Below are 8,958 nucleotides of genomic sequence, written 5' to 3' on the forward strand. Positions count from 1 at the left end.
CCTTTGTTTTTAAATATGTATAAAAATTATATATAATTATTTTACATATTGAGTGTATCTCTTTTAGAAAGATATGTCAATATTTTATATATAAAAATTTTACATAATAGGGTTATCTTCTTTTTTATGATAATATGAAGTCAAGGAGTTCTTATGACTATTAAAGATAAACTAGCTCATTACGAGCCAAAGCCACTAGGAGAGAAAGGACGCTATGCAGTGCTTTTACCCTTGATATATGATGTAAAAACTGATAAGTATCAAATCCTTTACCAAGTACGAAGTGAGCATATTTCTCAACCGGGTGAGGTCTCTTTTCCAGGTGGGCGTGTCGAAGACGGTGAGACTTTTCAAGAAGCTGCTATACGAGAAACTTGTGAGGAACTAAACTTATTTCCTGATCAAATTGACATTTGGGGAGAGATTGATTATCTGATTCATCAGGGGAGAACCATCCATTGCTTTGTTGGAAAGATAAATATAGAAAATTGGGAGGATATTCATCCAAATGAAGAGGTGAAACGGTTGTTTACAGTCTATGTTGACACGTTGTTGACAGAGAATCCGATTTATTATAAAGTGATTTCTACCTTGAGTGATGCAAAAGATTTCCCATTTTTCTTGGTAAAAAACAGAGAAAAATACAATTTTGGGTATAGTGAACGTCATATTCCTTTTTACAGAAACTTGACAGAAAATATATGGGGAATGACAGCTATGTTTACACATAGATTTACAGATATTCTGAAAGATTTGGAGTAAAAAAGATCAACAATAATATGTTGATCTTTTTTACTATGAATTACATTATTTATTTGCTACCAAAGGAGTGAGATTTATTTCTGGGACATGAGTCTAGAGTATTCCTAAAATGATTTTTAAAATTAATATCGAAGCTTTTAGCTAGGTGGTCAACTTTAGAGTAGACAAGATTTATTTGTTTCGTTTGTGTCATTCCTATGCTCAAAGGGGAGTATTATGTGGATAGAGGCTGTTATGCTTTGGTGTTATTCTGCCTAAGATTGATGATTCTATTGATTTTTCTGAGGGAGTTACCTATGTTGAAGAGAAGGTAAAGCATATAACTATAAATAGTAAAGCTCCAAAAATCTGGGACAATACTGAGACTATAGACAAATAGGACTGTTGCACTAACAAAAATTAGACAGCTACATATTATTGAAAGTAGAGGATACCCTTTTGAAAATAATAGGCTTTCTATGATTAAGGCAAAAGCAGGTAGCAAAAGAGTTAGAATGATAATAATAAAGATGAAGCGTTGTGTATCATCTAGCATCAAGTTACCCAATGATTTACCTAGGTAAAACCGAGAATCACTTCCCCCAGGATAAATCAATTCTCTTGTCAAGGGACTAACTAGGATTAGGGTGTCAAATAATGAGAAAGCCGCCCATCTCCAAATAGGGAAAGCCCATTCTTCCTCAGATAATTCTCTCTGAGTTCTTTTTTAGTTAATTCTAATTTGATTGTCATCAATATGTACCTCTTTTGGAAAGTCGTTATTTTGATTTAAGATATACCATCCATCTGGTAGTTCAGAGTTTTTAAGTACCTGTTCTAATTGAGAATGTAAGTCAATTTCTTTAGTCGTGGAAGCAGAAGGAAAACTCAATTGGACAGTAAGTTGTTTGTTTCGTAGAGCATCTTTAAGTGAAAAATCATAATAGCCACCTAGCGCTTTAGAATGTCCCCTCTCATAAGTATAGAGCGTCGTGTATGGTACAGGTTCTATCTGAACAATAATATTTTTTAAATCTTTCTCGGTACTTAAAGCTTTAGAGATATCATTGATAAATTTTTGATTTCTAGGGTTGATTTTAATAGACTTTTTAATAAAGTCGTCCCCATATTCTCTTTCATCAGGTAAAATCTTATATTCACTATTTTGGCGATTAAAATCTGAGTCGCTTTCTGTTGGGCTGGCAATGTAAAGATAGAGTAAATCTTGAATATGGAGAGGAAGTTGAGTATTTACATGTTCTTTTTTGTTATTAATGGTCTCTTGATAATCAATATGGAAAATCAGGTAATGTTTAACCTCATCTTCTTTATTCATACGATAAGTAATTTTATCTGCCCATCCGATACCAGTTATTTGCACCTTTCCTTGAAATCCACGAGTTTTATAAAACCCTTTAATATTTTCTTGAGCATTGTAATAGAAAAAGATAGCAATCATGGTCAATAATAAAATCAAGGGCATAGTAATTTTAAGGTATTTGAAGTTATTTTTTACCATATTAGTTATGACTCTCCTTAACTAGTAGGTTGTAATCTTTTTGACTTTTAACTTCCTCGAGGTGTCCAGTCGTTGTATCAGTACTTGTAAAATACCAATAGATATCCTCCTTATCTGGTGTTAACTTTTTTTGGAGTTTAATGGCATCATCCAAATTAAGTGAATCAGTTGTTACGATAATTAGGCTGACTCTTTTTTTGAGCGATTGGTCACTGTATTCGTTATCGTCTTGATCTTTGTAATCAGCAAAATTTCTTTCTTTGGTCCAGATAAGGGGCATGGAGTTGATAGTGAGGGGATCATCTTTATGACCTACAGAAAAATTATCCTTTGAAAGGAGATAGCGATAAGGTTTAGCAAATCCGTAGTATTTACTGACTTTTGCTGGTTTGGTTTTAGTTGCCTTATGGGTGCGTAAATTGACATAGAATACTTTTTCGTTGTCATAGGATGAAAATTTCACAAACTCATCCCTACCATCGGAGTACATGGTATTATCCATGGAACCAGGATCATCATATCCTAGTTTCTTAGCAAGGTCTAGTACATTAATAGTGTGTCCTTTTCCAGTATCTTTACCAAGCTGATAATAGTGGATAATATCATAATTTTTAGAGTCCTTCTTGTGTTTAGATACTTTATACCTAGATTCTTGGAAGGCTAGATAGGTGCGACCGACGGCTAATTGACTTCTCTCAAGTGCATTTTCATTTCCAAACTTAACACCTAAAACGTTAAAGTTTCCAATTTTGACGTTTTGAAAGGATGTTACAGTAACTTTTTTGTTAGTATAGTCGTAAAGTCTATCGTCTAAGGAATAAGCGGCCTGAATTCTATAACCATAGCGAACGAATGTACCTGTAAGTAGAATGGTTATAAAAATAAGGAGATAAACATGCCACATACGCCATCTAAATGTTTCTATTTTTGTCATAGGAGATCCTCTTTGAGTAATAGAAAAACCATGAAAATCTTATTTTCATGGTTTTTAATTCAATTATTTTACTTCAGTAAGAATCAGAGAAGTTAGTACCGTCTGAAATTAAATATTATCTTGGTCAAAATTATGAGATTTTAGTTGAAATAGAAGAGGTTGATTACTTCGATACGGACTTTAGCAGAGCATCCCATCGACTTTCTTTGGCTGAAATAACTGAAATTGTTAAATATCAAAGTATGGACAATGTTTGAAGCAACTACCAGAAGGCATAGGAAAAGGTGAAAGGGAATATTGGGAAAACAACTATAAAAGAGATAGATAAAGGGCTATTTTGATTGTTCACGAGAACCAAAATCTGATATTGCTTTTGTAGATATGAGATTTTTCTATGCTAGTGTTGAGTGTGTGGAACGTGGATTGTATCTTTTAAGGACCTCGCTTTGTGTGATGAGTAGAGCAGATAATTCAAACGGACTTATCTTAGCTTCCTCTCCAATGTTCAAGAAAGTCTTTTGAGCACTACAAGAGGCGAAGTCACAAACTCCGCCTCCTTCTACATATTTTTTGTTATAATAGAATATTTTATTTGAAATATCAAGACTTATGCTTGATAAAGCTAGAAAACTTACCCTTTTCCAGCAAGAATATCTGATACTTTATACAATCCTGGGGAATATGTCCGACCAAATAGTTTTTTCGTCAAGGCATTAAACGTATAATGGTCATCTAAAATCAAGACTTCGTCATACGTTTTTAAGAGTGCAATAAAGTCATCGTCTGTTAAATTGGAACCATCTCTAGTATCGATATTTTCATTGCCGAGGTAATAACTTGTTGCGCTGTCGCTGTATGATGCCATTAAATCTAAAAATTCTTGGTCAGCCGTCACAAAATTTTCTCTGGCATCAACATTGACATCCCACAGATAATAACGACTAGCATATTGGACAAAATAATTATCTACATTCTCCTTATCTGCTGTTACAACCAAAATTCTATCCGTTGACGAATTACTCTGACTTCCAGTAAACTGATGAATTTCTTTTACGACCTCGTTTGTTTCCTGATTGTTATTGTAAACAATGCTATTATTTTCTGACAAGAACATTCCAATGGCATAAACTGTCAAAACAAGGCTCGCGTATTGGTACAAGTGTTTATTAAATAAGCTCTTGTAAGACCTAGCATTACGTTTACTAATGATTTTTTCATACAGACACTTGTCCATTACCCATGCTAAAGCCATGGTCAAACAACCAAAAGCAAAGATAACGATGCTCGAAGCATAGCGCTCAAATCCTGCTAATTCTAACGCTTCATCAGTCGGCATTGCTGTCAGATACATGAGTAAAATGCCAATATAGTAAGTCACAATCGAAATATCAACAAATCCCCAAGTCAACAAGACAAATTTCTTATATTTCAAACGAATGCCAATCACAATAAAGGCAATCAGCATAATCAGATTGATTATCAAAATTCCATTGCTTGCCAAACTGTCAAACGTAAACACCGATTTGACAAAAAGAGTGATAATTTTTTGTGGGTCGCCTGACAGATTTCCAGTCAATACCTGACCAAGTTCTGACATGGACACCGCATGCTTGGCACTTGAGGCATTTGGGAAATTATCCGTCACATGCTTTTGCCAAATAACAAAAGGAAGACAGCTGACTAGCAAGGTCATTATGAGCAGCACTAGTGCTTTTAAACGTGCTCTTTTACGAACAAGTAAACGCACAATACAAACCACATAAACTACTAAAACGAGAGCGACAAAGAAAAGTCCACTTACTTTGACGATACTTAATAATCCAAGAATTACCGCCGTATTTAGCGACAAAAACCAGAAACGATTACGATAGACAAAACAACCTGCTATGGCTGCCAAGGCCAAGGCCGGAAGCAGAAAATCAACCAGCAAATTATTTAATCGAATAGCAACGTTGAACGTATTAAAAACAGCAAACGAAGCAAAAATCATGCTAACCATTAAGACACGTCGATCATCACGAAGTGCCGCAAACATGGCATAAAGACTGGAAGCAATCAAGAAGAATTGCCCGACCAACATACTACCTTCTGAAAAGCCTACGATAGTCGTGAAAAAATAAATGAAAAGTGAACTTCCAACAGGATAGGTATAATAACTAATAATCGTATCCTGCTGTGTTGGCAAAGCATTATTGATATGGAAAAATTTTACAATCGTTGCCCAATGCGTAAAATTATCATAATGTAAAAGCGGTGAATGCCAGAGCGTTATTCCAAATAAAAGCAAATAAGCCATCATTCCAAGCGCAATATAATCAAGTCTCCCAAAGCGATATTTCTTTTTCCATACCGCCCAAAGATAATAAAGACTCAAAAGACAGCCTAAAACAGAAATGACATACACGGTCTGCAACATAAAGCCTAACAAACTACCAAGGTACAATACCAATGTAATGACTGAAAATGTAAACACCCATGTCAGACTGCGATTCATCTTCACAGTATTACGTAAAAAGGCATTGTACCCCATGGTAATCACAAAGAACAACAGTAATCTAGCAATACTAATCATACTCTCCCTCTCCATTCATTTGCTAAGGCTTTAAAAGCAGGTAAGCTATCCAAATCCGCTAAATTGGTAACTCGATAAAGCGATTCGTCTCTATCAATATCATAGGACACAAAAGTCAACTGAATTGGCAAATCTTTGTAGGTAAATGCGACATTCGGTTCTTTTTTAGGATTTGTCAATTTTCCAGAAAATGTCATGTAATAATAATCTGTCTTTCTAAGCTGGCATTTTTTTCCAGCAACCTGAACCTCTTCATTAACACGAACTTTCGGAAAAGCTACTTGGTCATAGGCTGAAACAGGACGTTCATTATTTTGGAAACGTTGACTAAAGTTCTCAAGTAAATCATCCCATGTTGTCATCCAAGGGTCTTTTTCCTTCGGAAGATTGTGATTAATGCGGTCATAAATGTACTGATAAAATTCGCGCTTATCAGCTTCAGGAATTTCTGAAAATTGAACGCCGTAGCGCCAACCATTATCAATCGCAAAAACACGAACAACATGACCTTTTACCCTCGCATGGTAATCACGTGATTGCAAATTAAGCGTCAGTTCTTTTTCTTTCGGCAAATACAATGGTAAATCCGTATAGAATGAAATCCCCGTTTCTGAAATATCACAGACTCTCACTTGGTAAGAATCATCATCAACCTCAATAACCATAGCTTCATCAACAGTAAAACGCTCACTTGAGCGATAAATCGGACGACCAAGCGCACAGAAAATCGCAAAGGTCAAATTGATGATATGATAAATCAACCAAAAACTGATAATACTTCCATAAAAAAGCTCTGAACCAAATTTTCCATAGTTAAAAGTCACCAAACCATAAACGGCTAATCCCCATAAAACAAGATAAGGAAGCGCATAAAGGTACAACGTCCACGACGTATCATTTCCCTTACGTGTCACCTTAAATTTTTTATCGCTAATGCCAAAGGACTCCAACATCATGGGAATAAACAAATACGGAGCAAAAATCGTTTCCACAATTTCTCCCCAAACCTGTGTTCGGTATTGTTTTGAGACTTCTCGCATTGACAAGTGTGTCAATGCGTAACTTGGCAACCAGAATAGGAACAGTAGCCAGATATTTGACACCACCACACGCACATGGAAAACCGTATATAAAATCGGTGCCAAGATATACAATAACCGTCTAAAGAAAGACCACCAATAAAGATAGCCATTAATATAAACAATTCTTTGCCCCTTTGTCAATTTGGGATTAAAGAAGATATTCATATTGTAGCTACTGCGAATAACGCCACGTCCCCAGCGCGCGCGCTGTTTGATGACACTCTTCAAATCTGTTGGCGTTAACCCGCTACCCATTGGACTTTTCGTCGAATAATTTACATAACCAGCCGCATTCATCCGAACACCTAGCTCGAAATCCTCCGTAATGGTATCTGTCGGAAAACCACCAACATCTTCAATCGCCTTGCGGAAAATAAGCGTATTAGACCCCGTATAAACCGCTGCACCGTGCGAATTATTGCAAACATTAATTTCTTTGGAAAAGAAATCTTGTTCGTTTGGTAAGGTTGATTCTGAAAACAAGTTAAATTGGAAAATATCAGCATTGTAAAAACTTTGTGGCGTTTGAATCAAACCAACTTTTGACTTATCATAATCGTCACCATTTTCATAAGCCTCAACTTGTTCAACAAAATAAGGCACAGTTTCCAACAGGAATTCACGATAAGGAATCATATCCGCATCAAATGTCGCCACCAAAGGTGATGACGTCTGACGTAAAGCATTATTGTAGTTTCCTGATTTGGCATCTTTATTATCCGCCAAACCAAAATAACCAACACCAAGCTCATCAGCCAATTTGGCAACTTCTAGACGATTGGTATCATCACAGACGTAGATATGCACCTTAGACTTATCAGGATATTCCATAAAAGTGCAGGCATTAATCGTCTTATAAAGCAACTCTGGATCCTCATTATGCGTTGCAATCAAAACATCCACATCTGGGTAACGCTCCTTAGCAATCTCAGGCTTTTCAAGCTCAAAGTCCTTTTGCTTATTCCAAATGAGAATGTAGCCTGTAATGGCTGAAACTACCTCACTTCCCCACAATAAAATCCCAAAAATCAGCGCAAACCATGAATCATGCCACGGAATAGTCGCCACCAAACGCCAAGTTAAATAAAAGACAGTCGTTACAAATGCAACGAAATAGAGTATCCTCTTACTAGTCTTCATTCTCACCTCCACTAAAAATCAAATGTTTTTGCACAAAATAACTGACAAAGAAAAGTGTACCGTCAACTAAAATCTTCACCAATGAAATTGGCAGCGTCGTCAAGGCATTTCCTAGAACTGTTACCAATAAACTTGACAAAACAATCTGTACTACCACCAAAGTGAAGTATTTTATCGCACTATTTGATTGACCTCGTTTAAAGACCACCTTATGATTCAAGGTGAAATTAACAACAGATGATATCGCACGCGCTAAAATCGAAGCTAACGTCACCGCACTAAAACTCAATCCATTAAACAAAGAAATTAAAATCGTAAAAGCAACAATATCAACCAAGAAGGAAAACAATGCTGAAAAAATGTACTTGAAGAAAACCTTGTAAATTCTAATCGAGTCACGAATCGCATCAAAATGCGACGACTGATTTTCATCCAAATAAATCGTTGCAATGCCAACTTCACAAATCAGAATATTGTCCTCTTTTGCCTCAAGTAACATATTCATCTCAAATTCATACCGTTCACCCTCCACGGTTAAGAGTTTTGGCAACCATGACATAGGAATCACACGAAGCCCCGTTTGCGTATCAGAAACGTTCATACCTGTCATAGCCCCCAAGACGTCTCTTGTCAATAAATTTCCAAATTTACTACGTAAAGGAACAGATTTTTCAAATGTTCTAACACCCAGCACCAAACTATCAGGATGTTGCAAAAATTCAGCCAAACATTTCATCATGTCTTCGTAGGTATGTTGACCATCAGAATCAATCGTCACAATTCCTTTGGCATTAGGAAAATTGTCCAAAATATATGAAATAGCCGTTTTTAAAGCACGACCTTTTCCTTTATTATCAGCGTGTCTTTGCAAATGACAAGCATAGTTACTCTGCGCTATTGCAAATAACGGTGCAAAATCAGCTCCACTACCGTCATCGACTAGAATAATGTCAAACATTTGATTTTCCTT

At 36.0% G+C, this 8,958-nt stretch carries 6 protein-coding genes; 1 reads left to right on the top strand and 5 read right to left on the bottom strand.

Features of this window, described 5'->3' with window-relative positions:
- Positions 1-153 precede the first annotated feature (153 nt).
- A complete protein-coding gene (locus H7T99_RS05130) occupies positions 154-762 on the top strand; it encodes an NUDIX hydrolase (RefSeq protein ID WP_037601243.1) in 609 nt (202 codons plus the stop codon).
- 706 nt (positions 763-1,468) lie between these two features.
- Here the strand turns inward: H7T99_RS05130 and H7T99_RS05135 are convergent.
- The 5 genes from H7T99_RS05135 to H7T99_RS05155 form a co-directional block, all read right to left on the bottom strand.
- Entirely contained in the window at positions 1,469-2,260 is a 792-nt protein-coding gene (locus H7T99_RS05135) for a hypothetical protein (protein ID WP_037601246.1), read from the bottom strand.
- A gap of 1 nt (position 2,261) precedes the next feature.
- Positions 2,262-3,194: a hypothetical protein gene (locus H7T99_RS05140; RefSeq protein WP_037601249.1), complete on the bottom strand. Its 933-nt coding sequence runs from the start codon at positions 3,192-3,194 to the stop codon at positions 2,262-2,264.
- Between the two features lie 631 nt (positions 3,195-3,825).
- A complete protein-coding gene (locus H7T99_RS05145; protein WP_037601251.1) occupies positions 3,826-5,766 on the bottom strand; it encodes a hypothetical protein in 1,941 nt (646 codons plus the stop codon).
- The gene (locus tag H7T99_RS05150) at positions 5,763-7,988 is read right to left on the bottom strand and encodes a glycosyltransferase family 2 protein (protein WP_037601255.1); all 2,226 of its coding nucleotides are present in this window, start codon (positions 7,986-7,988) and stop codon (positions 5,763-5,765) included. Before H7T99_RS05150 ends, H7T99_RS05145 begins: the two co-directional genes overlap by 4 nt.
- A partial coding sequence (locus H7T99_RS05155; RefSeq protein WP_201035958.1) for a bifunctional glycosyltransferase family 2/GtrA family protein occupies positions 7,978-8,958 on the bottom strand: 981 nt, incomplete at its 5' end. The genes H7T99_RS05150 and H7T99_RS05155, both read right to left, overlap by 11 nt.

It is taken from the genome of Streptococcus sp. 17.1, assembly GCF_016648655.1.
In the GTDB taxonomy this organism is placed as follows: domain Bacteria; phylum Bacillota; class Bacilli; order Lactobacillales; family Streptococcaceae; genus Streptococcus; species Streptococcus salivarius_E.